Below are 26586 nucleotides of genomic sequence, written 5' to 3'. Positions count from 1 at the left end.
CCAGTTGACCTTGGTCCCCCATTCCGACCCCTTCGTCGCCGCAGCCATCTGGACCGGCTTCGCGGCGCTGATCCTGACCTTGCTGCTGGCCCTGCAGATCATCGCCATGCGCATGATGCTGCGCCGGCGCCAGCGCAGCGATGCGCGTGCGCTGAGCCGCTGGCGTCCGCTGCTCAACGCCGCCATCGTGGGCGAGATGCCGGCCACCCTGCCCCCGCTGCGGCGCGGCGAACGCCTGCCCTTCCTGCGCCTGTGGGCGCACCTGCAAGGTTCGCTGCGCGGCGAAGCCAACGAGGCGCTGAACGAAGTCGCGCGCCGTCTCGGGATCGACGCCTATGCGCGCGGCCTGCTGGGACGCGGCAGCCGTCCGGCGCGCCTGCTCTCGGCCCTGGTGCTGGGCCACCTGCACGACCTCGATGCCTGGCCCGGCCTGCTGCGCATGGCCGGACAGCCGGACAATACGGTGTCGCTCACGGCCTTGTGGGCGCTGGTGCGGATCGACCCGCAGGCCGCAAGCGACTACATGGTGCCGCTCTTTATCGCGCGCGAGGAATGGGCGCTGTCGCTGGCGGCCGGCATCCTGCAGCAGGCGACCGAACCGGCGGCCCGTGCGCTGACGCGCCTGCTGCCGCAGCTGGGCGAAGACAAGCTGCCGCGCGCGCTGCGCATCGCCGAGGCGCTGCACCTGGCGCTGCCGGCCGGCGTGCTGAAGTCGGCCCTGGACAGCGGGTCGATGCCGGTCGTGATCGCCGGCCTGCGCGGCGTGCGTACGCCCGAGACCCTGCCGGAGGTGCGCGCCCTGCTGGCGCACGAGGACTGGCAGGTGCGGGTGCAGGCCGCGCGCGCCCTGGGCCGGGTCGGCGAACGCGGCGACGCCGAGCGCCTGGTACAGCTGCTCGGCGACCGCGAATGGTGGGTGCGCTACCGCGCCGCCGAGGCCCTGCTCGAACTGCCGGCGCTCACGCGCGCCGACCTGGAGGCCTTGCGCGCTTCCCTCACCGACCGCTTCGCCGCCGACATGCTGTCGCAGGCGATGGCCGAAAGCGCTTCCGTATGAATACCTATCATGTCGTCATCACCTTCGTCACCTGGTTCGTGCTCTGCTTTTTCGTGGCGCTCAACGGCGGCTACCTGCTCCTGAACCTGTTCTCGCTGCGCGCCCTGCACAAGCGCGGCCAGGAGCAGTTCCTGGGCGACCTGCCGCGCGCCTATTCCGGCCTGGAGCCGCCGGTCAGCATCCTGGTCCCGGCGTATAACGAAGAGGCGACGATCGCCGCCTCGATCCGCTCGATGCTGCAGCTGACCTATGCGGAATTCGAGATCGTGATCATCAACGACGGCTCGAAGGACGCTACGCTGGACGTGCTGAAGCGCGAGTTCGCGCTGCTGCCCTTCCCGGAAGCTTACCGGCGCACGATTCCGACGAAAGAGGTGCGCCAGATCTACCGCTCGACGCGCTACCCGAACGTGCGCGTGATCGACAAGGTCAACGGCGGCAAGGCCGATTCGCTCAACGCCGGCATCAACGCCTCGCGCTATCCGCTGTTCTGCGGCGTCGACGCCGACTCGATCCTGCAGCGCGACAGCCTGGCGAAGGTGACGGAACCTTTTCTCCGCGACCCGACCATGGTTGCCACCGGCGGCACGGTGCGCGTCGCCAACGGCTGCGAGGTCTCCGGCGGTTTCCTGACGAAAGTCGGCCTGCCGCGCAGCCCGCTGGCGCTGTTTCAGGTCGTCGAATACCTGCGCGCCTTTCTCTTCGGGCGCCTCGGCTGGTCGGCGCTGAACGGCATGCTGATCATCTCCGGCGCCTTCGGCATCTTCCGCAAGGACGCGGTGGTGCTGGCCGGCGGCTACCGGCCCGACACCATCGGCGAAGACATGGAACTCGTGGTGCGCATGCACCGCACGCTGCGCGCAAAGCGCCAGCCCTACCGCATCGAATTCGTGCCCGATCCGGTGTGCTGGACCGAGGCCCCGGAAGACCTGGCGACCCTGAAAAACCAGCGTGTGCGCTGGCAGCGCGGCCTGGCCGAGAGCCTGAGCGCCAACTGGGGCCTGATGTGTTCGCGTAACGGCGGCGTGGCCGGCTGGGTTGCCTTCCCGTTCATGCTGTTTTTTGAATGGCTCGGGCCGGTGATCGAACTGGGCGGCTATATCTTCATGGTGTTCGCCTTCCTCACCGGCGCGATTTCGTGGGAAGCCTTCGGCGCCTTCCTGTTCGTGGCGCTGGGGCTGGGCATCCTGCTGTCGGCCTCGGGGCTGCTGCTGGAGGAGATGTCCTTCCACCTCTACCCGCGCGGCAAGCAGCTGTTGATGCTGGGACTGGTCGTGATCCTCGAGAACTTCGGCTACCGGCAACTGAATACCTGGTGGCGCCTGGTCGGCCTGTGGCGCTGGGCGCGCGGGAAGGAATCGACCTGGGGCGCGATGAAGCGCAAGGGCATCGGCGAGGAAGCCGCCGGCGTGCCTCCGCCTTCGGCATGAAACGGCTGCTGGCGGCCCTGGCGATCCTGATGTCATCCTCCGCCCACGCCGGCACCCTGCACCTGTGCCCGGCCGCGGGGGCGCCGCAGGACGGCGTGCGTGCCACCCTCCCCGACGGCACGGTCCTGGTCGCGAACGCGGCGCCGCAGCTGCCCGGCTGCCGCGCCACCGGCCTCGGGCTCGACGCGGCCCTTGTGGACAGCCTGTACCCGCTGCCCGCCGGCGACACGCCGGCACGCACCATCCTGCTCTACGGCGCGGCCGGCAAGGTCCCCTTCCGGCCGGCGAACCACGACCTGCCCCAGCCGGATCGCCCGGGCACTGCACCGAAACGGCATTCGATGCCGCTGCACGCCAACCTGCTGAAAGAGGCGCGGGTGCGGCCGTTCGGGATCGAGGAGCGGGTGCGCATCGAACACGTGGACGGCAAGCTGCGCCTGGTGTGCGCTCCTGGTCAGCGTGCCGCCGGCGTGCTGATCGACGGACCGTGGCAGCTGCCGCTGGCGGACCTGCGCCTGGCGGCGCGCTACAGCGCCAGCGGCGATTTCGCCCTGCAGGCAGCGGACGATTCGTCGGCGGCGCGCGAAGCGTCGTACCCGCTCGGCGCGCTCGCCGCCACAGGGCGCGAAACGGTGCTGGCCTTGCCTGCTCGCCTCGAGCGTGCCGACTGGCGCCAGTTCGTGCTCTTGTGCCCCTCGGGCGCCGCCACCCTCACGCTCGAGCACCTGGCGCTCGAACCGGTCGCCGGCGAGCCGCAGCCGCGCGCGGCCTGGATCTGGGAGCGCACCCAGTGGCGCGATGCGCCGGACGCGCTGCTGGCCTGGGCCGGGCGCGAGAAGATCGGCGAACTGTTCATCGTGGTGCCGCTCGACGGCCCGGCGGTACGCGAGCGAGGCAGGCTGGCCGCCTTCGTGCGCCGCGCCCACCGCGCCGGCATTGCGGTGACCAGCGTCGAGGGCGATCCGCACATGGTGCTGCCCGCGCAGCGTGCGGCCACCGTCGACCGCGCCCGCGCCTATGCGGCCTACAACCGCGCCGCCGCGCCCGAGGAGCGGCTGCGCGCCATGCAGTTCGACGTCGAACCCTACCTGCTGGACGACACCGTGCTCGATCCGGCCGCGCGCGAGCGCGAATACCTGGCGATGGCCCGCGCGCTGCACGCCGCGGCCGCCGGCATGCCGCTCGAATTCGTCGTGCCTTTCTGGTGGTCGGACAAGCGTACGCTGCTGGACGGCCTGGCCGCGACCGCCGACGGGCTGGCCGTGATGGATTACCGTACCGATCCGGACCAGATCGTCCGCTTCGCCGTCCCCTTCCTCGACTGGGGCCGGCTGCACGGCAAGCGCGTGCGCATCGCGCTGGAGGCGGGGCGCGTGGCGCCGGAACTGCAGCGGCGCTATGTGCGGGCAGACGCCGGCGAAGCGGGTTCGCTGCTGCTGGCCCGCGCCGGCGATACGCAGGTGCTGGTGCTGCTGCGCCAGCCGGTGAAGACAGCATCCGGCACCCTCTTCCTCCTCTCCGGCGAACGCACGCTCGACGGCGGCGCCACCAGCTTTTACAAGGACCGCGCTCGCCTGCGTACGCTGCTGCCGGGGCTGGAACGCGATTTTTCCGCCTGGCCCAGTTTCGGCGGCGTTGCCCTGCACGGCTGGCGCTAGATTCAGGCGCGCCTTCGGTGTTACGCCGGCGGCAGGTCGACGTGGAAAACGGTGCCCTGCCCCTGCTGCGTCTCGAAACTGATCTGCCCCCCGTGTTCTTCGACCAGGCTCTTGCTGATCGACAGGCCCAGCCCCGTGCCGCCCTTCTGGCGGGTGTCGGCGCCGTCGGCCTGGGCGAAGCGCTGGAACACGCGCGGCCGGAAGGCCGGCGGGATGCCGGCGCCCTGGTCGCGCACCGACAGGCGTGCGCCGTCCGCATGCCGGCACAGCGCCAGCGTCACGGCCCCGCCGCGCGGCGAGAACTTGACCGCATTCGACAGCAGGTTCGTCAACACTTGCACCAGGCGGTCCTGGTCGATCGTCGCCGACAGGCCGCGCGCCGCCTCCTCGCAGTCGAGCTGGAGCCTGACGCCCAGTTGATCGGCATACGCCTGCATGCCGGCCAGCGCATGTTCGGCCACCGGCAGCAGCGGCTGGGCGTGGCGCTCGAAGTGCATGCCGCCGGCCTCGATCTTCTGGATGTCGAGCACGTCGTTCACGAGGCGCACCAGGCGTTCGCAGCTTTCGTTTGCAATCCGCACCAGGCCCGCCACATCGGGCGGCAGGTCGCCGGCGATGCCGTCGGCCAGCATCGAGAGCGAGGCGCGGATCGAGGTCAGGGGCGTGCGCAGTTCGTGCGAGACGGTGGCCACGAACTCGCTTTTCAGCTGCTCGACTTTCCTGCGCTCGGAGATATCGTGCAGGAAGACGGCGAAGAAACTGCCCTCGACCCCTTGCGCCAGGCCCGCCGTCATCTCGATCGGGAACTCCACGCCCTGGCGGTCGATCACCACGCGCTCCACGCGGCGCTCCAGCAGCGGGCTGTAGCCGGTGGCGCGCACCATCTCGATGGCTTTATGGGTGCTGGGGCGGAAGCGCTCGGGCACGATCAGTTCCGGCATCGGCCAGCCCAGTACCTCGGCACGCTTCCAGCCGAACATGCGCTCGGCGGCGCTGTTCCAGTCCGTGACCAGGCCGCGCATGTCGACCCCGACGAAGGCATCCTGGGCCGCCTCGACGATGGCACCGATGCGCTGCTCGCTGGCGCGCACCGCGACCAGGGCGCGTTCGAGTTCGCGGGTGCGGTCCTCGACCCGCGCCTCGAGGCTGGCGTTCACGTCCCGCAGTTCGTGGCGGCGCCGGCGCAGGTCGCTGAGCAGGGCGTTCAGGGTCGCCGACAGCGTCTCGACCTCGACATAGCTGCCCGCGCCCGAGGCCAGCTGCACGTTCTCGCCGCCGCGAATGCGCTCGGCCTCGCTCACCAGCCGCCCGAGCGGGCGCGTGATGTAGCGCGCCAGCACCACGCCGACGATCGAGAACAGCGCCGCCAGCGCCAGCCCGCTGACCAGGGCGCGCCGGCGCAGCGCCTTGGCGGGCGCGTAGGCTTCCAGCTCGGCTTGGCGCACCAGCACGGTCCAGCCGAGGCCCGGATAGTCCTCGAAACCGTGGCTGCGGCTGAAGCCGACGAGATAGGAGGTGCCGTCCGGCCAGCGCTCGACCAGGTAGCCGGCATCCTGGCGCTGGGCCGCGCGCAGGCTGGCGAGATCGAGCGTCTTGCCCTGCAGGCCGGCGGGGCCGAGCAGCACGCTGCCGTTGCTGCCGACGATCAGGGCGTCGACCTTGCCGCGCGTGGCCAGCGGCGCGATCACCGAGCGCTCGATCGAACGCGCCCATTGCCAGGACAGGTGGGCGCCGAGCACGCCCAGCGTCTTGCCCTGCGCATCCTTGTAGGGGAAGGCAAGGTCGACGAAACGGCGCGGTTCGCCGTCCTGGCGCGGCAGCAGTTTCGCCAGCAGCAGCGCCTCGTGCACGTCGCCGACGTAGATGCCCTTCTGCGCGTTGCGGAACCACGGCCGCTGCGACACATCCGCGCCCTCCAGCAGGCGGCCGGCGGCCACCTGCACCCGTCCGTCGAGGCCGGCCATGCCGATCCAGTCGTAGAAACCGTAGGACTCGCGAATGCTGTCGAGCACGGCGCGGCGGTCGGCCAGGGCGTTACTGCCTGGCGCCAGGTCGCGCCGCTGTGCCAGCAGCTTGACCTCGCGGTAGCGCGTGTACATGCCGCGGTCGAGCTTGTCCGCGGCCTGCACCGCCAGCTCGCGCAGGCCGTTGCCGATGCTGGTCTCGATTTGCCCGGTGGCCGCCACGTCGACCACCTCGACCATCAGCACGGTGAGGATGATCGACAGCAGCGAGAAGGCCAGCGCCAGCCAGGTACCGAGGCCGCGCCGTGCCGGCCTGCGGCTTACGGGCGCGGGAGCGCTCTGCTGTTCGGGAAGGGAGGTCGGGGAACGGTCCATGGGCATCGGATGATTTACTCTGGTGCAAGAGTAACATGCGGACGATGCCCGCAGGCCGGCGCCGCCATCGAATGCACGGCCGCGGCCGATTTCTCTTATACTTACCGGTTACATCCACCGTAACAGAAACAGCATGTCCAATACCGCCACGCCCGCCGCTCCCCTGCTCGACTATGTCACGTCCTGCGCGCTGCCCACTCCCTGGGCCCAGTTCACGCTGCACGCCTTCGTCGAGCATTCGACGGGCAAGGAACACCTGGCGATGGCGCTGGGCGATATCGACAGCGGCGAGCCGGTGCTGGCGCGCGTCCACTCGGAATGCCTGACCGGCGACGTGCTGTTCTCGCAGCGCTGCGATTGCGGCGCCCAGCTCGAGGGCGCCCTGAAACGCATCGCCGCCGAAGGCCGCGGCGTGCTCCTCTACCTGCGCCAGGAAGGGCGCGGGATTGGCCTGGTGAATAAAATCCGCGCCTACCGCCTGCAGGAAGCCGGCGCCGACACGGTCGAAGCGAACCTGCAGCTCGGTTTCCACGCCGATGCCCGCAACTACGAACTATGCCTGCCGATGCTGGAGCAGTTCGGCATCAGGCAGGTCAAGCTGATGACCAACAACCCGCGCAAGATCGACGCCCTGACGCGCCTGGGCATCGAGGTGACGGAACGGGTACCGCTGCTGGTGAACCGGAATGCCTTCAATACCGGCTACCTCGACACCAAGCAGGCCAAGCTGGGCCACATGATGAGCCCCCAGGCCGCGCTGGTTCCCGAGGATGGCGAACTGTAAGGTTCTGCACGCAAATTAGTGGCAAGATAGCAGTACCGACTTCTGATACGGACTGCTGACTGTGCAGGGCGGCATCGCCCGGGCGATGCCGCCTGCGCCTTGCCACTGCCATGAAACTTGCCGCCAGTCTCCTGTTGACTTGCTGTCTCGGCGCTGCCCTTGCCGCCCCGGCGGGCGAGCGCGCGGCAGCACGTTCCCAGTCCACCTCGCCAGCGCCGGCAACGGCCGCCCCGGTGCCGCCCCTGGTCGTGCCGCCGGCCACGCCGCCCGGCACCACGCCGAGCGCCCCCGGTCCCGGCGAACTCGATACCACGACGCCCCTGCCGCCGCCTTCCTCGGCGGCGCAGCAACTGTATTCCTCGGCCCAGGCCGACCTGCTGCAGATCCGCATGCTATTGCGCAACGGACGCACCCAGTCCACCGTCGGCTCGGGCTTCATGGTGGGAACGAGCAACCTGGTGCTGACGAATTACCACGTGGTCTCGCAGATGGCGCTCGATCCCGAGGTGTATGCGGGCGAGTTCGTCGACACCGACGGCAAGCAGGGGCCGGTCGAATTGCTGGCGGTGGACGTGCTGCACGATCTCGCCGTGCTGCGCGTGCGCCGCAACGGCAGCGGTTTCTTCATCGTGCCGGAAAAGCCGGTCAAGCTGATCCAGGGGCAGGACCTGTACTCGCTCGGCAATCCGCTCGACCTGGGCTTCGCCATTTCCGAAGGCGCCTACAACGGCGTGGTCAGCCGCAGCTTCTACGACCAGCTGATCTTCAGCGGCCCCATCAATTCGGGCATGAGCGGCGGACCGAGCGTGACGGCGAGCGGTACCGTCGCCGGGATCAATGTCTCGAAACGGCGCGACGGCGAAGCGGTCAGCTTCCTCGTGCCGGTGAAATATGCGCAGGAATTGCTGCGCCGGGTGGCCAGCCAGCCGGCGGCCCCGAAGGACTTCAATCCCCTCATTGCCGAGCAATTGCTGGCGCACCAGCGCGCGATGGTCGGGCGGCTGCTCGACACCCCCTTCTCGATCAAGAGCATGGGTCCCTACCGGGTACCGGTGCGCGAATCCGGCCAGGTACGCTGCTGGGGCCGCTCGAACTTCATGGCCGAGGCCTCCTTCAGCTCGGACACCCTCAGTTGCGCGATGGAGTCGGCCATCTATGTATCGGACACCCAGCAGACCGGCCAGGTGTCGATGAGCCACCACTACCTGCGCTCGGCCAGCCTGCATCCGCTGCGCTTCGCGGCTCTGGCCAGCAGCCAGTTCGGCGTCGACCGCCTGGGACGAGCGCGCGACGTGCGCCTCACCAGCCCGCGCTGCAGCGAACGTTTCGTGCATTCGAACACGCTGCCGCTGCGCGCCGTCACCTGCGTGCGTGCCTACCGCAAATTCCCGGGGCTGTACAACTTCACGCTGCTCACCGCCAGCACCGACAATCCGCAGGCCAGCCTGCAAAGCCGGCTCGACGTGTCGGGCGTGTCGTACGATAACGGCATGCGCGTGGCCCGCGCTTTCCTCAGCGCGCTCGGGCGCAGCGGAAAGTTATGAGTAATACCGTATGAAGGGGCCGTGGTTCATCGAAACCCTCGCCCGCAACGGCGACGTGCTGCACCGCCATCGTGTGGAGAAACTGCCGATCCGTATCGGGCGCGGCTACGACAACGATTACATCCTCGACGATCCCTATGCCGCCCCGCATCACGCGCAGGTCGACGCCGGTGAAGACGGCGCCCTGCTGCTGCGCGATCTCGGCACGCGCAACGGCGTGGTCCATGCCGGCAAGCGCAGCGAGCGGCTCGCCCTCGGCGGCAATACGGTCGTACGGCTGGGACACACCACGCTGCGCATCCGCGCCGCCGATTTTCCGGTGCCGGCCGAACTGCGCGACCGCACCATGCACGGCTGGGAAGGCGCGCTGCCCGGCATGGCGGGCACCCTGCTCATCGCCATCGTGGCGCTGTTTACGATGTGGCTGGCCGATACCCAGGCGTATCGCCCGTTCCGCTACCTGCTGGCGCTGGCCTACGGCCTGGGCGCCGGCCTGGTCTGGAGCGGCCTGTGGGCCTTCGGCAACCGCCTGTTCGGACGCCATGCGCGGCTCGGCCGCCACCTGTTCATTTTCGGCTGCGGGGTGGCGGCGCTGATGCTGTACCAGCTGGTCTCGAGCGCCATTGGTTACGCGTATTCGATCGAACTCTTCACCCGCTACGGCTCGCATGTCGCGATCGCGCTGGTGGCGGGCATGGTGTATTTTCACCTGGCGACCGTGAAGCCCGAGCCGCGCCGGCGCCACGCCCTCACCTGCGCGGCACTGGCACTGCTCGGTTCGGGACTGGTCCTGATCAGCAACGAGCAGCGCAATGGCCGCCTGGCCGACGAACTGTACATGTCGGTGCTGCTGCCGCCGGGGATGCGCGCCACGCCCGATTCCAGCGTGGACGAATTCATGACGGACGTGGCGGCGATGAAGGAAAAGCTGGACCGCGAGCGGCGCGACAGGGATGGTGGCGGCGAGGCCGGATGAGTTCACCCGGCCGCCGGCGGAGTTGGCCAGACCCCGCTGCCGCCCTTTCCTGCCCGCGACGCATCACGTAGCCGGCATGGACCTGTCAGGCCCCGGGCGTGCCCTTCCCGGCCGGGGTGTCCGGACGCTGGCTGCTTCCGCCCTGGCTTGCCCCTGCTCCGCTGCTTTGCATGCTGGCGCCGGCGCCGCTGCTTTGCATGCTGGCGCCCGCGCCGCCATTGCCCTTGGCGCGGTCATGGCCGTTGCCGGTGCTGAAAGGATCGACGAAACGCTGCAGCGTGTCCTGGCCCTGGCGCAGGCCGCGCTGGGTTTCTTCGGAGGCGTTGCGTGCCACCTCGTCGGCCAGCTCGCGCGCGGTACGGGTCGTGTTCTGCACGTGCTGTTCGGTCACGCGCGCGAGCTCGACCTGGGCGTCGGCCGCCACGCGCGAGATGTGCTGCTGGTAGGCGCGCAGCTTTTCGGTAGCAGGCTGGGCACGCGATGCGGCCGCGCTCAGTACTTCGGTCTGGCGGTCGGCCGTCAGGATCTGCTGGCTGGCCAGCGCCGTTTCTTCAAGCATCGTCTGGACCAGCTGGATGTTCAGGTTGCACATCTGCTGGAAGGACTGGAACAGCGATTTCGACATGTCGTTCATGAAGGCGGTCTGCGCGTCCAGGTGGGTGCGCACTGCCGGAGTTACCGATTGGGAAAATGGATACATTCGTTGCCTCATTCATGGGTAGTGGTTATAGGAGTAGTCCGGCGCACGGCCCATCGGCCCGCGCCGGTATCGCCGGCGGCGCCCAATCCCGGAACAGGGTGGGCGTCTTCCGCGCGAAGCCTCAAGGCTAGGGCAGTACGACGTCGTCCGTTTGCGCTCGGTCAAACGTGCGCCGATGCGAAATTGGAGGGAAGAAATGAAAACGGCCCCGTCACCTGCGCGGCACTGCGCAGGCGACGGGGCCGTGAAGGCTGTGGGCCGGGATCAGCCGGCGTGACGCTCGACCCAGGCGGCGAAGGTATCGACGAAGGTCTGCAGGAAGGCGCGCAGCGACTCGTCCTTCAGGTGCTCGCCATCGAATTTGTCGGCGATGCCGCCGAGATAGGCTTCCGGCGCCGGCATCGCAGGCATGTTCAGGAAAGGCAGCGTCTGGCGCAGGTGGTGGTTGGCGCCGAAGCCGCCGAGCGCGCCCGGCGACTGGCTGACGATGGCGCAGGGCTTGCCGCTCCAGGCGGCCTTGCCGTAGGGGCGCGAGCCGACATCGATCGCGTTCTTCAGCGCGCCCGGGATCGAGCGGTTGTATTCCGGGGTGATGAAGAGGACGCCGTCCGCCGCGCGGATACGCTCGCGGAAGGCCGTGTAGGCGGCCGGCGGGGTCTCGGTGTCGATGTCCTGGTCATACAGCGGCAGGTCGCGGATCTCGACCACTTCCATGTCGAGCTTGCCCTCCGCCAGCTGGCTCATCACCTTGGCCAGCTTGCCGCTGTACGAACCCATGCGCAGGCTGCCCACCACGATTGCAATTTTTTTCGATGCCATGCGATCCCCTCTTCCTTGTTTACAAAATCATGATGTTAACCAATTTCACTTGATCACGTACGCACGGCCCGGCCCGCTCATATGCGGCCGCGCCGGAATGCTGCGAGGAATTTACGGGCCTGCGCCGCGCTCAGCACCTGCACCGGATCGCCATGCCAGGCGAACAGGAAGGGCTCGCCGCCGAGGCGGTCGGTCAGCTTGGCGTTGAGCAGGAAACGGGTGCCGGCCGGGTACTGCGCCGGATCGCTCAGGGCGCGCGCGCACTGCACCCGCATCGAGGGCGCAAAGGCCTGGCCCGGCATCGGCCGGATCTGCAGGCGGCCGGTGCGCGCGTCGAGCACCGAGTGGACGGCGACCTCGCGGTAGGCCCAGGGATCGCGCATCAGGCCTTCGCCAGCGGCGCGCCGGCGCGCACCACCGGCGCTTCGCGGATCGGCAGGTTGACCAGGGCGGCTGCGAGCGCCAGCGCGATGTCGGCGTACCACATCCAGCTGTAGTCGCCGAACCGGACAAAGGACAGGCCGCCCAGCCAGGCGCCGAAGAAGCCGCCGATCTGGTGCGACAGCAGGGTCAGGCCGAACAGGGTCGCCAGGTAGCGCGTGCCGAACAGTTTGCCGACCAGGCCGGCGGTAGGCGGCACCGTCGCCAGCCAGGTAAAGCCGAGCGCGGCCGCGAGGATATAGAAAGTCCAGGCGGTCTTCGGCGCCATCAGGTAGACCGCGATGATCAGCGCACGGCTGAAGTACATCAGGGCCAGCAGGTTTTTCATGCGATAGCGTGTCGACAGCGCGCCGGCACTCAGGCTGCCGGCGATATTGAACAGGCCGATCAGCCCCAGCGCCGTGCCCGCCACGCCGACCGGCAGGCCGCACAGCGCCACTTCGCCCGGCAGGTGGGTCACGAGGAAAGCGATATGGAAACCGCAGGTGAAGAAACCGGCGTGCAGGCACAGGTAACTGCGGTCGCGCAGCGCTTCGCGCAGCTGCTGGGTCAGGCCGATGCCCACGACCGGGGCCGCCCCCGCCGCGGCCACCGTCGGCTGCGTGGCCTTGCGGCCGCGCATCAGCCAGGCCAGCGGAATGGTCAGCAAGGTGGTGGCCGCCATCGTGAACATGGCGATGATCCAGCCGGGTCCGGCGATCAGGAATTGCATCAGCGGCGAGAACACGAACTGGCCGAAGGAGCCGCCGGCATTGATGAAGCCGGATGCAAAGGGCCGGCGCGCGGGCGGCAGGCGCTGGGCGGTGGCGCCGATCAGGATCGAGAAGCTGCCCGCCCCGGCGCCCGCGGCCGAGAGCACGCCCATGGTCAGCAGCAGGCCCCATTCGGAACTGACGAAGGGCGTGGCCGCCAGTCCGCCGGCCAGCAGCAGCGCGCCCAGCACGATCACGCGCGCCGGGCCGTACTTGTCGGCAATGGCGCCGAAGACCGGCTGCGAGGCACCCCACATGAACTGGCCGATCGCCAGCGCGAAGCTGATCGAGGCCACGCCCAGGCCGGTGGCCGTGTTCAGCGGCGACAGGAACAGGCCGGTCGTCAGGCGCGCGCCCATCGTAATCATGAGGATCGCGCTGGCGGCAAGGATCAGGAGCCAGGCGGCGCGTGGCGACATCTCGGTGTGGGTGTTCATCATCATCCCGTTTTATTTTTGCCGCGTGCACACGCATGCGGATTGGAATGAGAGTTTAACAACGAAACGCGGGCTTTGCTGGAGCCCCCTGCTTATGGCTGCCCGGTGTCCGGTATGGCTGTGCTGATATCGGACAAACGGATAGCGGGATCGAAAATGGAACTGGGCGATCCAACGATACGTAGCGGCCATGCCGTCCGATGGCCAGCCCCCTATTGGCACCCTCGGCCCATCTCACAAGAAAGCTTCACCCATATGCACGAGCAGACAACAAAGGCAGCCGTGACGAGAAGACCACAGGCTGGTTCCGCGTATGCCGGTCCAGGTGGTCCGCCGCGCGATCCGATTGACACCGCTTTACGACGCGGAGACGATGACAACATGGAACCAAGAATCGCAAGGCTGGAAGGATTTGCCGACGAGTGCCGCCGCGACCTGCGTTGCGTGGATGTGCGCCTGACGAAGATCGACACCGTGACCGACGGGCTTGCCAGCCACTCGGCGACAAAGGCCGACGTCGCGCAGCTTGAGTCCACGCTGATCAAGTGGTTTCTTGGCACCGCCACGGCCATTGCCGGGCTGGCGTTTGCGGCTGCGAAACTCCTGCATTGAGTGTCGCAGCACCGGGCCCACGGCAACGACCGCGTACCTGCGGGGAGCGAGGTACCGGACATTCCGGCGCCGGTCGGCGCGCTTACGCTGCCCGGATCAGCATCGCCACCGCTTCGGCCGCCATGCCCTCTTCCCGGCCCAGGTAGCCGAGCTTTTCGTTGGTCTTGGCCTTGATGTTGACCTGTTGCGGCGACACGCCCAGGTCCTCGGCGATGCGCGAGACCATGTGCGGAATATGCGGCGCCATCTTCGGTTGCTGGGCGATGATGGTGGCGTCGACATTGCCGATCGTGTAGCCGGTGGCGACGACGCGGGTTGCCGCTTCGCGCAGCAACACGCGCGAGTCGGCGCCGGCGAACATCGGGTCGGTGTCGGGGAAATGCTTGCCGATGTCGCCCAGGGCGGCGGCGCCGAGCAGCGCGTCGATGATCGCGTGCAGCAGCACGTCGGCGTCGGAGTGGCCGAACAGGCCCAGGCGATGCGGGATGGTCACGCCGCCGACGATGAGTTTGCGCCCTTCGACCAGGCGGTGGCAGTCATAGCCGGTGCCGATGCGAAATGGCGGGGTCGGGTTATAGGATGCGAGTGCCATGGTGTGCTTACAATAATTCGGGTTGGGCCGTGGCCAGGTACATTTCGGCGATGCGCACGTCCGAAGGCAGCGTCACCTTCATGTTGCGCGGGTGGCCTTCGACGAGCTTCGGCGACAGGCCGAGTGCTTCGACGGCGGAGGCGTCGTCGGTGATCTGGTTCGGGTCGCGCGCGGCCGACAGGGCCTCGCGCAGCAGCTTGTAGCGAAACATCTGCGGCGTCTGGGCCAGCCACAGGCCTTCGCGCGCAACGGTACTGAGGGTACCGAGTTCGCCGCCGATGCTGCGCTTGACGGTGTCGACCACCGGCAGGGCCAGCAGGCCGCCGACCGGGTGTTCGCCGGTCGTCGTGATCAGCTTTTCGATCAGCGCTTCGTCGAGGCCGGGGCGGGCGGCGTCGTGCACCAGCACCCAGTCGTTCTCGCGCAGCGTCGGCGCCAGGGCCGCGAGGCCGTTGCGCACGGATTCCATGCGCGTTGCGCCGCCGCAGCGCAGTACGGTCACGCCGTGGCTGGGCACGATGCTGTCGATGATGGGGTCGTCCGCGCTGACCACGACATACGTGTGCGCGATCAGTTCGCTGAACAGGAAAGCATCGATGGCATGGCGCAGCATCGGCTTGCCGCCGATTTTCAGGTATTGCTTCGGTCCGCTCGCAGCCATGCGCGCCCCGACGCCGGCGGCGGGGATCAGGGCGAAATAGCGTGGTGCCTGGGAATTCATGTTCTTCGTTTACTCTTTGCCGGTCTAATAAGAGACTGTACCTCACCTGCGCAAACTTTGCCGAGACGCGCGTACTCTTGCGGCGTGTCGATTGCGGCCTGTAAACGCTCCACTTTCGCCATCTCGTTTTTGATGAACGGCATCCAGCCGGTGTCGACTTCGCGCTGCAACAAATTGCGTACCTGGCCCGCCGGGGCGTACAGCGGCTTGCCCTGGAAGCGGCGCGCCAGCGCGTCGCCGACGACCTTCTCGGCCTGCGGCAGGTACTTCAGGTAGACATCGAGATGGCGCATTTCGTGCGCCAGAATTTCGCGGTAGGAGCAGGTGCCGGGGGCGAACTCGCGCCCGACGTACACGACGATGGGCAGGTAGCTCAGCTTGATGTCGAGCCGCGGCGCCACGCATTCGTAGCCCGTGGCCGGGTCGGTGAGCATGCGGCCCTCGACCTTGACGCCGACCCGGGATTCGGTGCGGGTCAGCCCCAGCACATAACTGCCGGGCGCGCGCTCGCCCTTCATGGCGGAGAGCCCGTGGAAGGAATAGCTGTTGTCGACCCGGTAGCCGTTCTGGTTCGAGCGCATGACCGAGACGCTTTGTCCGATCGTGTCCTCGCAGCGCGCCTGGAAGGCGGTGCGCGCGCTCGCCGGGGCGAGGAAGAACATCAAGGACAGCGCAAACAACCATTTCATGGCTTCAGGCGGGCGACCAGGTCCCGTCCACGATCTTCTCGAGCCAGAAGGCGCCGATGATGGTTTTTACGTCGGTTACCTGCCCCGCCTTCACCATCTCCATCAGTTCCGGCACGGTGGCGGTGAAGGTTTCGAGGAACTCGCCTTCGTCCAGCTTCGCTTCGCCGGCCGTGAGGCCGCGTGCCAGGTACAGTTCCAGGTGTTCGTCCGAATACGCGATCGCATTGTGGATGGTGCAGACGAAGCGCCAGTCGGTCGCCGTATAGCCCGTTTCCTCTTCCAGTTCGCGCTTGGCGCAGGCGAGATGGTCTTCGCCCGGATCGATTTTACCGGCCGGGAATTCGACGAAGACGCGGTCGTTCGGATAGCGGAACTGGCGTTCGAGCAGCACGCGGCCGTCGTCCAGCAGCGGCAGGATCACGACCGCGCCTGGATGGCGGATGTATTCGCGGTGCGAGATGCTGCCGTCAGGCAGTTGAATGCGGTCGCGCGAGACTTTGAGGAACTTGCCGTCGTAGGCAACTTCGCCGTCGAGGCGGATTTCCTTCAGATGCGAATCCATGGGACTCCTGTGTAGAGCGTTGATCGGACAATCAGCGGCGCTTACGCAGGTACCTTACAACGAATCCCGGAAACGCCAGCACGAGGAACAGGCAGCCGGTAACCGCATAGAATTCCCAGCCCTGGGCAAACACATTGCCGATGCGGGATTCCAGCAGGTAGCCGACGAGGCCGACGAGGAAGTATAGAACAAGGAGCTCGAGCAGGCGCGCAAGGAAGGGCTTGGTGCGCGCTTGACCGGTTTGCGCTGGCTTCAGGGAAACGAAGCCGAACACGCGCTCGTTCGCAAACGGAAGGTTGGCCGCGATGAACGCGACGGCAACCACGATCCAGCTTGCGAACGAGACGTCCATCAGTCGATCAGGACTTGAGGGTCAGCTGCATCGCGTGCAGGCAGACCGCCAGCAGCGTACCCGGCATCAGGCCCAGCAGGACAACGGCGATACCGTTCACCGACAGCACGACACGCATGTCGAACGGGGTGGCGATCGCACTGGTATCGGCGGCTTCGTCGAACCAGATCGTCTTGACGATGCGCAGGTAGTAGAACGCGCCGATCAGCGAGAACATCACCGCGACCACCGCCAGCCAGACGGCGCCGGTATTCGCGATGGCCTGCAGCACTGCCCACTTGGCCATGAAGCCCATCATCGGCGGCACGCCGGCCAGCGAGAACATCAGGATCGTCATGACGACCGCGAACCATGGCGCGCGGCGGCCCAGGCCCTTGAAGTCGGCGATCTGCTCGGCTTCGAAGCCCGAACGCGCCAGCATCATGATCAGGCCGAAACTGCCCAGGGTCGTCAGCACATAGGTGATCGAGTAGTACATCGCCGAGCTGTAGGCGGCGCCCATGTTCGAACGGTCGTCGCCGACCACGCCGGCCAGCATGCCCAGCAGCACGAAGCCCATCTGTGCAATGGTCGAGTACGCCAGCATGCGCTTGATGTTGGTCTGGGCGATTGCGGTCAGGTTACCGATGGCCAGCGACAGCACGGCCAGCACCAGCAGCATCTGCTGCCAGTCGTAGGCGAAACTGCCCAGGCCTTCGACCAGGATGCGGATCACCATGGCGAACGAAGCGAGCTTCGGCGCACCGCCCAGCAGCAGGGTCACTGCCGTCGGGGAACCCTGGTAGACGTCCGGCACCCACATGTGGAAGGGCACCGCGCCCAGCTTGAAGGCCATGCCGGCCACCAGGAACACCAGGCCGAACACGAGGATCGTGCTGTTCGCGCCGGTCGAGGCGGCGGCGGCGATTTGCGGCAGGTTCAGAGCACCGGTGGCGCCGTAGATCATCGAGATACCGTAGAGCATGAAGCCCGAGGCCAGCGAACCGAGGATGAAGTATTTCATCGACGCTTCGGTCGAGGTCGCGTGGTCACGGCGCAGGGCCACCAGCGCGTACAGCGACAGCGACATCAGTTCCAGGCCCAGGTAGATCGACAGCATGCTGTTACCGGAGATCATGATCATCTGGCCCAGCATCGAGAACAGCGCGAGCACATAGAACTCGCCGCCCAGGTTACCCGAGAGCATGCCGCGATCCGTGGCGTACTGGCGCGAATACACGAGCGTGATACCGACCGCGAGGTAGGTGAACAGCTTCAGCAGGTCCGACATCGGATCGGCCACGTACATGCCGTTGAAGGTGTAGACGGTGGCGCCGTTGACGAAATCCGAACCGGTGATGACCGCGCAGCCCGCCACGGTCAGCAGCGACAGGTAATAGGTCACGTTGCGGCGCGTGCCCTTCAGATACATGTCGATCAGCAGGATCGCGGAAGCCGCGATCAGGAGAAATACTTCGGCGTAGACCGGCACCAGGTTGGTGTCGATAGCCGGCAATAAAGTGTTATTCATGGCGTTGAGTTCGATTTAGTGTGGCAGCTTGCTGACGGACACATGCTGCAGCAGATCGGCCACCGAAGTTTGCAGGGTCTCGGCAATCGGCGCCGGATACAGGCCCATGTACAGCGTGGCGATTGCCAGCACCGCCAGGATCGCGAATTCGCGCTTGTTCAGGTCGACCAGTTCGGCGACGTGCTTGTTGCCGATCGGACCGAACACGACGCGCTTGACCATCCACAGCGAGTAGGCGGCGCCCAGGATCAGCGCGGTGCCCGATGCCAGGCCGGTCCAGAAGTTGAACTGCACCGAAGCCAGGATGACCATGAATTCGCCGATGAAGCCCGAGGTGGCCGGCAGGCCGGCATTCGCCATCGAGAACAGCACGGCAAAGGCGGCGAACTTCGGCATCGTGTTGACGACCCCGCCGTAGTCGGCGATTTCACGCGAGTGCATGCGGTCGTAGAGCACGCCAATGCACAGGAACATCGCGCCCGACACGAAGCCGTGCGAGATCGACTGCATCAGGCCGCCCTGCACGCCCATCTCGTTGAAGATGAAGAAGCCGAGGGTGACGAAGCCCATGTGGGCGATCGACGAATAGGCGACCAGCTTCTTCATGTCCTTCTGGACCAGCGCGACGAGGCCGATGTAGATCACGGCGATCAGCGACAGCGCGATGACGACCGGCGCCAGGTAGTGCGAGGCGTCCGGGGTGATCGGCAGCGAAAAACGCAGGAAACCGTAGGCACCCAGCTTCAGCATGATCGCGGCCAGCACGACGGAACCGCCGGTCGGCGCTTCCACGTGGGCATCCGGCAGCCAGGTGTGCACCGGCCACATCGGCACCTTCACGGCGAAGGCCATGAAGAAGGCGATGAAGATCAGGATCTGTTCCTTCATGCCCAGCGGCTGCATGTGCCATTTCTGGATGTCGAAGGTGCCCGAGACGTTGTACAGGTAGATGATCGCGACCAGGGTCAGCAGCGAGCCGAAGAACGTGTACAGGAAGAATTTAAACGCCGCGTACACGCGGTTCGGGCCACCGAAGACGCCGATGATGATGAACATCGGGATCAGGGTCGCTTCGAAGAAGAAGTAGAACAGCAGGCCGTCGAGCGAAGCGAACACGCCGATCATCAGGCCCGACAGCAGCAGGAAGGAACCCATGTACTGGGAAACGCGTTCCTGGATCACTTCCCATGCCGCCACGATGACGATGATGTTGATGAAGGCCGTCAGCGGAATGAACCACAGCGACAGGCCGTCGACACCGAGACGGTAGAAGATGTTGAAGGCGCCGATCCAGGGCGTGACTTCATAGAACTGCATGCCGTGGGCGGCATTGTCGAAGTGCGTGATCAGCGGAATCGTCGGCAGGAAGCTGACGACCGCGCCGACCAGCGACAGCATGCGGGCAAAGCCCGGGTTCTTGTCGCGCCCCACGGCGAGCACGAGCACGCCGAACAGGACCGGGAGCCAGATTGCCAGGCTCAGGTAAGGAGGAAATGTAGAGATCGTGGACTGCATCATTTGTCTTTTTCTTTGCCTGTGATTAGCGCCAGAACGGGAAGAAATACACCAGGGTCGCCATGATGCCGACGATCATCACAAACGCGTAGTGATAGATGTAACCAGTCTGGAAGGTGCGGGTCATCAGCGAGAACCAGCCGACCAGCTTGGCCGAACCGTTGACCAGCAGGCCATCGATCAGCGCGCGGTCGCCCGCCTGCCACAGTCCGGTACCGACGGCGCGGGCGCCGCCGGCAAACACGGCCTGGTTGAACTTGTCCATGTAGTACTTGTTGTCCAGCAGCGTGTGCAGGAACTTGAACTTGTTGTAGAACCAGGCAGGAACGCGCGGGTTGACCATGTAGCAGTAGTAGGCCAGGACCACGCCGGCCAGGGCCAGCCAGAACGGAGCCGAGGTCAGGCCGTGGGTGGCCATGCCGACCGCGCCGTGGAATTCTTCACGCAGGACTTCCATCGCAGGGTGGTTTTCGCCGACCGTGATGACGCCCTTGAAGAAGTCGCCATGCAGCATCGGACCGATGGCCAGGAAACCGATGATCACCGACGGGATCGCCAGCAGCACCAGCGGCAGGGTCACGACCCATGGCGACTCGTGCGGCTTCTGGCCCGGGGCCAGGCCGTGGTGGCCGTGGTCTTCCTCGTGCTGCGGCTCCGAATCGTGGCCAGCCAGCGGATCTTCGATGCCATGGCCATGCTTGTCATGGGCGTGCGCATCGTGTGCATGGTGGTCATGATGGTCGTGAGCATGCGCCTTGCCGAAACGCTCTTCCCCGTGGAACACCAGGAAGTACATGCGGAAGGAGTAGAAGGCGGTGACGAAGACGCCAGCCAGCACGGCGAAGTAGGCGAAGTGCGCACCCGGGATGTTCGACGCGTGCACCGCTTCGATGATCGAGTCCTTCGAATAGAAACCGGCGAAGAACGGGGTACCGATCAGGGCCAGCGAGCCAAGCAGCGAAGTGATCCAGGTGATCGGCATGTACTTGCGCAGGCCGCCCATGTTGCGCATGTCCTGGTCGTGGTGCATGCCGATGATGACCGAACCGGCGCCCAGGAACAGCAGTGCCTTGAAGAATGCGTGGGTCATCAGGTGGAACACGGCGACCGAGTAGGCCGAGGCGCCCAGGGCGACGGTCATGTAGCCCAGCTGCGACAGCGTCGAGTAAGCCACGACGCGCTTGATGTCGTTCTGGATGATGCCCAGGAAGCCCATGAACAGCGCGGTGATGGCGCCAATGACGATGACGAACGAGAGTGCGCCGTCCGACAGCTCGAACAGCGGCGACATGCGCGCCACCATGAAGATGCCGGCGGTAACCATCGTCGCGGCGTGGATCAGTGCCGAGATCGGGGTCGGGCCTTCCATCGAGTCAGGCAGCCAGACGTGCAGCGGGAACTGCGCCGACTTGCCCATCGCGCCGATGAACAGGCAGATGCAGGCGGCGGTCAGCAGCGGCCAGCCGATGCCGGGCACCGTCATGCCGACCAGCTTCTCGGCCTGGGCGAAGGTTTCGCCGTAGTGCATCGTGCCCGAGGCGGCCAGCAGCAGGCCGATACCGAGGATGAAGCCGAAGTCGCCGACGCGGTTGACCAGGAAGGCCTTCATGTTGGCGAAGATCGCGGTCGGACGGGTGTACCAGAAGCCGATCAGCAGATACGACACCAGGCCCACCGCTTCCCAGCCGAAGAACAGCTGCAGGAAGTTGTTCGACATGACCAGCATCAGCATCGCGAAGGTGAACAGCGAGATGTACGAGAAGAAGCGGTTGTAGCCGTCGTCTTCCGCCATGTAGCCGATCGTGTAGATGTGCACCATCAGGGAGACCGAGGTCACCACGCACATCATCATTGCCGACAGCGCGTCGATCTGGAAGCCGACCGCCAGCTTGATGGTGCCGACCTGCATCCAGGTGTAGATATCCTGGTTGAAGGTGGCGCCGTCCAGTACTGCCATCAGCGTCATCACGGAGATGACCAGTGCGATCGCCACGCCCAGGATGGTCGCCGTATGCGACACCTTGCGTCCGACCACGTTACCCAGGAACTTGGTACCCAGCAGGCCGGCGATTGCCGATCCCGCCAGCGGCGCCAGCGGCACCGCAAGTAAGAGTGAGGAAGAGAGTTGCCCCGCCATGTTGAACCTTAATCGTTATTGTTTAGCCGAGACCGATCAGCCCTTGAGGCTGTCGAGGTCTTCCACATTGATCGTGTCCAGGTTACGGAACAGGACCACCAGGATCGCCAGGCCGATCGCCGATTCGGCGGCCGCGACGGTCAAAATGAAGAACACGAAGATCTGGCCCGCCGCATCACCGAGGTAATGCGAGAAGGCGATGAAGTTCAGGTTCACCGCCAGCAGCATCAGTTCGATGGCCATCAGCAGGATGATGATGTTCTTCCGGTTCAGGAAGATACCGACGATCGAGATCGCGAACAGGATCGCGCCCAGGACCAGGTAGTGTGCGAGCGATAAAGTCACGAGTTCTGCTCCTTGTTCTGCGCCGAGGCTGCAGCCGCGGCTGCAACGGATGCCTCGTCGATGGCGCGCTGGTTCACCGACTCCATCTTGACGATGCGCAGGCGGTCGTTACGCTGGACGCGCACGGCGGCGCCCGGGTCGATGGCCTTGCTGTCCTTGCGCTTGCGCAGGGTCAGCGAGACGGCGGCGATGATACCCACCAGCAGGATCACGGCGGCGATCTCGAAGCCGTAGATGTATTTGGTGTAGATCAGGCGACCCAGCTCTTTCGTGCCGCCGATGTTCAGCGCGGCCGCTTCCGGCGTCTGGACAAAGCCGCTGTAGCCGTTCCACAGCACCAGCGCCATTTCGATGACGACCACGGCGCCGATCAGCAGGGCCAGCGGCAGGTAGCCGAGGAAGCCTTCGCGCATGCGGTCGATATTAATGTCGAGCATCATGACGACGAACAGGAACAGCACCATGACGGCGCCGACATAGACCAGCACCAGCACGATGGAGAGGAACTCGGCCTTCAGCAGCAGCCAGATGCCGGCGGCGTTGAAGAAGGCGAGCACGAGGAACAGCGCGGCGTGCACCGGGTTCTTCGCAGTGATGACGCGGAGCGCGGACAGCACCATTACGGCCGCAAAGACGTAGAACAACACAGTTGTGAATTGCATGACTGAGGGTACCTTTTCTTGTTAACGGTACTTGGCGTCGGCCGCGCGGGCGGCAGCGATGTCGGCTTCGTAACGGTCGCCCACGGCCAGCAGCATCTCTTTGGTGTAATAGAGATCGCCGCGCTTTTCGCCGTGGTATTCCAGCACGTGGGTCTCGACGATCGAGTCGACCGGGCAGGACTCTTCGCAGAAGCCGCAGAAGATGCACTTGGTCAGGTCGATGTCGTAGCGCGTGGTACGGCGGGTGCCGTCTTCGCGCTGCGCCGACTCGATCGTGATGGCCATGGCCGGGCACACCGCTTCGCACAGTTTGCAGGCGATGCAGCGCTCTTCCCCGTTCGGGTAGCGGCGCAGCGCGTGCAGGCCGCGGAAGCGGTTCGACATCGGCGTCTTTTCTTCCGGATACTGCACCGTGATCTTGCGCGACAGGGCGTACTTGCCCGTCAGGGCCAGACCCTTGAACAGTTCGGACAGCATCAGGCTGCCGAGGATTTCTTTAATTCGGTTCATTTGAATGCGCTTCCTTACTTCCAGATATTCCAGGACGTCTGCATGACGCCGGCGACGAGCACCAGCCAGACCAGCGTGATTGGAATGAAGACTTTCCAGCCCAGGCGCATGATCTGGTCATAGCGGTAACGCGGGAAGGTGCCGCGGACCCAGACCATCATCGAGACCAGCAGGAACATCTTCACGAACAGCCAGAAGAAGCCGCCGAAGGTGCCGCCGAATTCCAGGATCGCGAACGGTGCGTGCCAGCCGCCCAGGAACATGATCGATGCCAGGGTCGCGATCAGGATCATGTTGGCGTATTCGGCCAGCATGAACATCGCGTAGGACATGCCCGAGTACTCGACCATGTGGCCGGCGACGATCTCCGACTCGCCTTCCACCACGTCGAACGGATGGCGGTTGCATTCGGCCAGGCCCGAGACGAAATAGATGACGAACAGCGGCAGCAGCGGCAGCCAGTTCCACGAGAACAGGTTCAGACCGTGACTCGCAGCCATGCCGACGGCCTGGCCGGCGACGATGTCCGAGAAATTCAGGCTGCCCGAGACCATCAGCACCACGACCATCACGAAACCCATCGGGATTTCATACGAAATCATCTGGGCCGAGGCGCGCATGGCGCCCATGAACGAGTACTTCGAGTTCGAAGACCAGCCGGCGATGATGATGCCGTAGACTTCGATCGAGGTGATCGCCAGCAGCAGCAGCAGGCCTGCGTTGACGTTGGCCAGCGCGGCGTCCGGGCCGAAAGGCACGACCGACCAGGCGGCCAGCGCCGGCATGATCGTCATGATCGGGCCCAGCACGAACAGCTTGGTGGTGGCTTTCGCCGGGATCACGATCTCCTTGAGCAGCAGCTTCAAGGCGTCGGCGATCGGCTGCAGCAGGCCCAGCGGACCCACGCGGTTCGGACCGACGCGGATCTGGATCCAGCCGATCAGCTTACGTTCCCACAGGGTGGCGTAAGCGACCAGGCCCATCAGCGGCAGCAGCACGCACAGGATCTTGATCACGGTCCAGATGACAGGCCAGACCGGTGCGATCGGGCTGGTCGCGCCGAGCGTGTAGAAATTATCGATAAAACCGGGCGTTGCCATTACTTGCCCTCCCCTGCTTTTTCAACGGTGATGGCGCCGAACATCGCGCCTAGACTAGCGGTGGCCGGATGCGCGGCGGCGACACGCACGACGTTCGCCGGCAGGCGGGCGTCGATGTCGGCGACCAGCAGCGCGCTGCCATTGCCTTGCGTGACCTTGACGACGTCGCCGGCGACCACGCCCAGCTTTTCAGCCAGTGCCTTCGGCAGGCGAGCCAGCGGCTGCTGGCCGTCGGCCGTACGCAGCAGCGGTTCCGAACGGCGCGCGATGGCGTCGGCGAAATAGATCGGCACGTCGGCCAGGCGCTGGAGCGAACCCGACTCTTCCGAGCGCGAAGCCGCCGACGGGGCCAGCTTGGCCACGTTGTTCAGCTTGCCCGACAGATCGGTCACACCCTTGCCCAGCGCTTCGTCGCGAATCGATTCGGCGGTGTCGTAGTCAAAACCTTGCAGGCCGAGCAGGTTGCCCAGCACGCGCAGCACTTTCCAGGCCGGACGGGTCTCGCCCAGCGGTTTCACGGTACCGTTGAAGCTCTGTGCACGGCCTTCGCAGTTCACGAAGGTACCGGCGGTCTCGCTGAACGGCGAGATCGGCAGCAGCACGTCGGCGTAGTCCATGCCATGCTTGAACGGCGACATGGCGACGACCATCTCGGCACCGGCCAATGCGGCGACTGCCTGCTGCGGATTCGCAGCGTCCAGTTCCGGCTCGGCGTTAAGCAATACATAAGCTTTCTTCGGTACGCTGAACAGGTCGACATTGCTGGTGGCGCCCACCAGGTAGCCGCCGACCGTGTTCGCCGCTTCGACGAAGGAGCCGAATTTGGCGCCGACGGCATTGGCGATCCATTGCGCAGCGGCGTGGATCTGCGATGCCTGCGGGTGGTGCGATGCGGCGTTACCCAGCAGCACGGCGCCCGGCAGGTCGCCGTCGATGGCAACCAGCGAAGCGGCGATGGCTTTCGCCACGTCGCCTGCCTGTACGTTCTCGAAGCCGCTTGGCGCCGCGACGTTCTTGGCGGCGGCCACGGCGGCCACGACTTCCGACAGCACGGCCAGCCAGTCGGTCGGCGCGGCGATCAGTTTGTTCGCGGTCGGGATCAGGTTGTCCTCGTCCGAACCGTGCAGGATCGACAGCTTGGCGCCGGCCTTGACGGCGGTACGCAGGCGGGTCGCGACCAGCGGGTGGTCCTTGCGCAGGAAGGAACCGATGACGAAGGCGCGCTTCAGGGTCGACAGCTCGGCGATCGGCATGCCCAGCCATGGGGTGACGGAACCGTCCAGGGCGAAATCGCTCTGGCGCAGGCGGAAGTCGACGGCGTTGACGCCGAAGCCGCGCATGGCTTTGTTCAGCAGGAACAGTTCTTCGACGGTCGAGTGCGCGGTCGCAACGGCCGCGATGCTGTCCGCACCGTGCTCGTGGCGAATGTTGCGCAGGCCGTGGGCCACGTATTCCAGCGCCGTCTGCCAATCGGTTTCCTGCCACACACCGCCCTGCTTGATCATCGGATTGATCAGGCGGTCCGCATTGTCCAGGGCTTCATACGAGAAGCGGTCCTTGTCCGACAGCCAGCATTCGTTGATGTTCTCGTTTTCCAGCGGCAGCACGCGCATGACTTTGCCGCCCTTGACCTGAACGATCAGGTTGGTACCGAGCGAGTCGTGCGGCGAGACCGACTTGCGGCGCTGCAGTTCCCACGGACGTGCGGAATAACGGAAAGGCTTCGAGGTCAGTGCGCCGACCGGGCACAGGTCAATCATGTTGCCCGACACTTCAGAGTCGACGGTCTTGCCGACGAAGGTCGTGATTTCCGAGTGCTCGCCGCGGCCCAGCATGCCGAATTCCATGACGCCGGCCACTTCCTGGCCGAAACGCACGCAACGGGTGCACTGGATGCAGCGGCTCATCTCTTCCATCGAGATCAGCGGACCGGCCTCTTTCGGGGTCACGACGCGCTTTTCTTCGTTGTAGCGCGATTCGCCCTTGCCGTAACCGACAGCCAGGTCCTGCAGCTGGCACTCGCCGCCCTGGTCGCAGATCGGGCAATCGAGCGGGTGGTTAATCAGGAGGAACTCCATCACCGACTTCTGCGCCGCCACAGCCTTGTCGCTGTGGGTGCGCACGATCATGCCCGGCGACACAGGCGTGGCGCAGGCAGGCATCGGCTTCGGTGCCTTCTCGACTTCCACGAGGCACATGCGGCAGTTCGCTGCGATCGACAATTTCTTGTGATAGCAGAAGTGCGGGATATAGGTCCCGAGTTTGTTTGCGGCGTCCATCACCATGGAACCTGGTGCGACTTCGACTTTTTTGCCGTCTAATTCAATTTCAACCATTTGATC

At 65.8% G+C, this 26586-nt stretch carries 25 protein-coding genes; 7 read left to right on the top strand and 18 right to left on the bottom strand.

The window, feature by feature from the left end; genetic code table 11:
• Positions 1-4 precede the first annotated feature (4 nt).
• Genes LPB04_RS13425 through LPB04_RS13415 form a run of 3 tightly spaced genes read left to right on the top strand, consistent with a single transcriptional unit; the run spans position 5 to position 4145 of the window.
• On the top strand, positions 5-1057 hold the full coding sequence (locus LPB04_RS13425) for a HEAT repeat domain-containing protein (protein ID WP_193685069.1): 1053 nt from the start codon (positions 5-7) through the stop codon (positions 1055-1057).
• Positions 1054-2487, top strand: coding sequence for a glycosyltransferase family 2 protein (locus LPB04_RS13420; RefSeq protein WP_193685068.1), 1434 nt, complete (start codon positions 1054-1056; stop codon positions 2485-2487). The genes LPB04_RS13425 and LPB04_RS13420 overlap by 4 nt, the downstream gene beginning before the upstream one ends.
• The gene (locus LPB04_RS13415) at positions 2484-4145 is read left to right on the top strand and encodes a hypothetical protein (protein WP_193685067.1); all 1662 of its coding nucleotides are present in this window, start codon (positions 2484-2486) and stop codon (positions 4143-4145) included. The genes LPB04_RS13420 and LPB04_RS13415 overlap by 4 nt, the downstream gene beginning before the upstream one ends.
• A 20-nt stretch (positions 4146-4165) precedes the next feature.
• Here LPB04_RS13415 and LPB04_RS13410 read toward each other — a convergent pair whose 3' ends face one another.
• On the bottom strand, positions 4166-6484 hold the full coding sequence (locus LPB04_RS13410) for an ATP-binding protein (protein WP_193685066.1): 2319 nt from the start codon (positions 6482-6484) through the stop codon (positions 4166-4168).
• Positions 6485-6617: 133 nt separating this feature from the next.
• Here LPB04_RS13410 and ribA point away from each other — a divergent pair, with 133 nt between their 5' ends.
• The 3 genes from ribA (at position 6618) to LPB04_RS13395 (ending at position 9788) form a co-directional block, all read left to right on the top strand.
• Positions 6618-7268, top strand: coding sequence for a GTP cyclohydrolase II (ribA, locus tag LPB04_RS13405; RefSeq protein ID WP_193685065.1), 651 nt, complete (start codon positions 6618-6620; stop codon positions 7266-7268).
• Positions 7269-7378: 110 nt separating this feature from the next.
• A complete protein-coding gene (locus LPB04_RS13400) occupies positions 7379-8812 on the top strand; it encodes a S1 family peptidase (RefSeq protein WP_193685064.1) in 1434 nt (477 codons plus the stop codon).
• Between the two features lie 10 nt (positions 8813-8822).
• Positions 8823-9788 carry an FHA domain-containing protein gene (locus LPB04_RS13395; protein WP_193685063.1) on the top strand — a complete coding sequence of 322 codons (966 nt, stop codon included), beginning with the start codon at positions 8823-8825 and terminating at the stop codon, positions 9786-9788.
• Positions 9789-9873: 85 nt separating this feature from the next.
• On the opposite strand, the gene LPB04_RS13390 is transcribed toward LPB04_RS13395, so the two are convergent.
• From LPB04_RS13390 to LPB04_RS13375, 4 genes are all read right to left on the bottom strand, one after another.
• The gene (locus LPB04_RS13390; RefSeq protein WP_193685062.1) at positions 9874-10488 is read right to left on the bottom strand and encodes a phasin family protein; all 615 of its coding nucleotides are present in this window, start codon (positions 10486-10488) and stop codon (positions 9874-9876) included.
• Positions 10489-10752: 264 nt separating this feature from the next.
• Entirely contained in the window at positions 10753-11307 is a 555-nt protein-coding gene (locus LPB04_RS13385; protein WP_193685061.1) for an NADPH-dependent FMN reductase, read from the bottom strand.
• Between the two features lie 77 nt (positions 11308-11384).
• Positions 11385-11690 (bottom strand): hypothetical protein, encoded by a 306-nt coding sequence (locus tag LPB04_RS13380; RefSeq protein WP_227496399.1) that lies wholly within the window; start codon positions 11688-11690, stop codon positions 11385-11387.
• Positions 11690-12940, bottom strand: a complete 1251-nt coding sequence (locus LPB04_RS13375) for an MFS transporter (RefSeq protein WP_407943902.1) — start codon at positions 12938-12940, stop codon at positions 11690-11692. Before LPB04_RS13375 ends, LPB04_RS13380 begins: the two co-directional genes overlap by 1 nt.
• A 378-nt stretch (positions 12941-13318) precedes the next feature.
• Between LPB04_RS13375 and LPB04_RS13370 the strand changes: the two genes are divergently transcribed.
• Positions 13319-13549: a hypothetical protein gene (locus LPB04_RS13370; protein WP_193685059.1), complete on the top strand. Its 231-nt coding sequence runs from the start codon at positions 13319-13321 to the stop codon at positions 13547-13549.
• An 82-nt stretch (positions 13550-13631) separates the two neighbouring features.
• On the opposite strand, the gene ispF is transcribed toward LPB04_RS13370, so the two are convergent.
• Genes ispF through nuoG form a run of 13 tightly spaced genes read right to left on the bottom strand, consistent with a single transcriptional unit; the run spans position 13632 to position 26580 of the window.
• Entirely contained in the window at positions 13632-14141 is a 510-nt protein-coding gene (gene ispF, locus LPB04_RS13365; RefSeq protein ID WP_193685058.1) for a 2-C-methyl-D-erythritol 2,4-cyclodiphosphate synthase, read from the bottom strand.
• Between the two features lie 7 nt (positions 14142-14148).
• On the bottom strand, positions 14149-14862 hold the full coding sequence (ispD, locus tag LPB04_RS13360) for a 2-C-methyl-D-erythritol 4-phosphate cytidylyltransferase (RefSeq protein WP_193685057.1): 714 nt from the start codon (positions 14860-14862) through the stop codon (positions 14149-14151).
• Entirely contained in the window at positions 14859-15551 is a 693-nt protein-coding gene (locus LPB04_RS13355) for a hypothetical protein (protein ID WP_193685056.1), read from the bottom strand. The genes ispD and LPB04_RS13355 overlap by 4 nt, the downstream gene beginning before the upstream one ends.
• A gap of 4 nt (positions 15552-15555) precedes the next feature.
• A complete protein-coding gene (locus LPB04_RS13350) occupies positions 15556-16113 on the bottom strand; it encodes an NUDIX domain-containing protein (protein ID WP_193685055.1) in 558 nt (185 codons plus the stop codon).
• Positions 16114-16144: 31 nt separating this feature from the next.
• The gene (locus LPB04_RS13345; RefSeq protein WP_193685054.1) at positions 16145-16465 is read right to left on the bottom strand and encodes a DUF2818 family protein; all 321 of its coding nucleotides are present in this window, start codon (positions 16463-16465) and stop codon (positions 16145-16147) included.
• A 7-nt stretch (positions 16466-16472) separates the two neighbouring features.
• Positions 16473-17975 (bottom strand): NADH-quinone oxidoreductase subunit NuoN, encoded by a 1503-nt coding sequence (gene nuoN, locus LPB04_RS13340; RefSeq protein ID WP_193685053.1) that lies wholly within the window; start codon positions 17973-17975, stop codon positions 16473-16475.
• A 15-nt stretch (positions 17976-17990) separates the two neighbouring features.
• The gene (locus LPB04_RS13335) at positions 17991-19493 is read right to left on the bottom strand and encodes an NADH-quinone oxidoreductase subunit M (protein WP_193685052.1); all 1503 of its coding nucleotides are present in this window, start codon (positions 19491-19493) and stop codon (positions 17991-17993) included.
• Positions 19494-19515: 22 nt separating this feature from the next.
• Entirely contained in the window at positions 19516-21627 is a 2112-nt protein-coding gene (nuoL, locus tag LPB04_RS13330; protein WP_193685051.1) for an NADH-quinone oxidoreductase subunit L, read from the bottom strand.
• A 36-nt stretch (positions 21628-21663) separates the two neighbouring features.
• Positions 21664-21972, bottom strand: coding sequence for an NADH-quinone oxidoreductase subunit NuoK (gene nuoK / locus LPB04_RS13325; protein ID WP_056333562.1), 309 nt, complete (start codon positions 21970-21972; stop codon positions 21664-21666).
• Complete coding sequence (locus LPB04_RS13320) at positions 21969-22634, bottom strand: NADH-quinone oxidoreductase subunit J (RefSeq protein ID WP_193685050.1); 666 nt, start codon at positions 22632-22634, stop codon at positions 21969-21971. Before LPB04_RS13320 ends, nuoK begins: the two co-directional genes overlap by 4 nt.
• A 21-nt stretch (positions 22635-22655) precedes the next feature.
• On the bottom strand, positions 22656-23144 hold the full coding sequence (gene nuoI, locus LPB04_RS13315; protein ID WP_193685049.1) for an NADH-quinone oxidoreductase subunit NuoI: 489 nt from the start codon (positions 23142-23144) through the stop codon (positions 22656-22658).
• A gap of 14 nt (positions 23145-23158) precedes the next feature.
• Complete coding sequence (gene nuoH / locus LPB04_RS13310; protein ID WP_193685048.1) at positions 23159-24244, bottom strand: NADH-quinone oxidoreductase subunit NuoH; 1086 nt, start codon at positions 24242-24244, stop codon at positions 23159-23161.
• Positions 24244-26580, bottom strand: a complete 2337-nt coding sequence (gene nuoG, locus LPB04_RS13305; RefSeq protein ID WP_193685047.1) for an NADH-quinone oxidoreductase subunit NuoG — start codon at positions 26578-26580, stop codon at positions 24244-24246. Before nuoG ends, nuoH begins: the two co-directional genes overlap by 1 nt.
• Positions 26581-26586 lie beyond the last annotated feature (6 nt).

It is taken from the genome of Massilia litorea (genome assembly GCF_015101885.1).
GTDB classification, from domain to species: Bacteria; Pseudomonadota; Gammaproteobacteria; order Burkholderiales; family Burkholderiaceae_D; genus Telluria; species Telluria litorea.
This window is presented reverse-complemented; position numbering and strand designations above follow the sequence as displayed.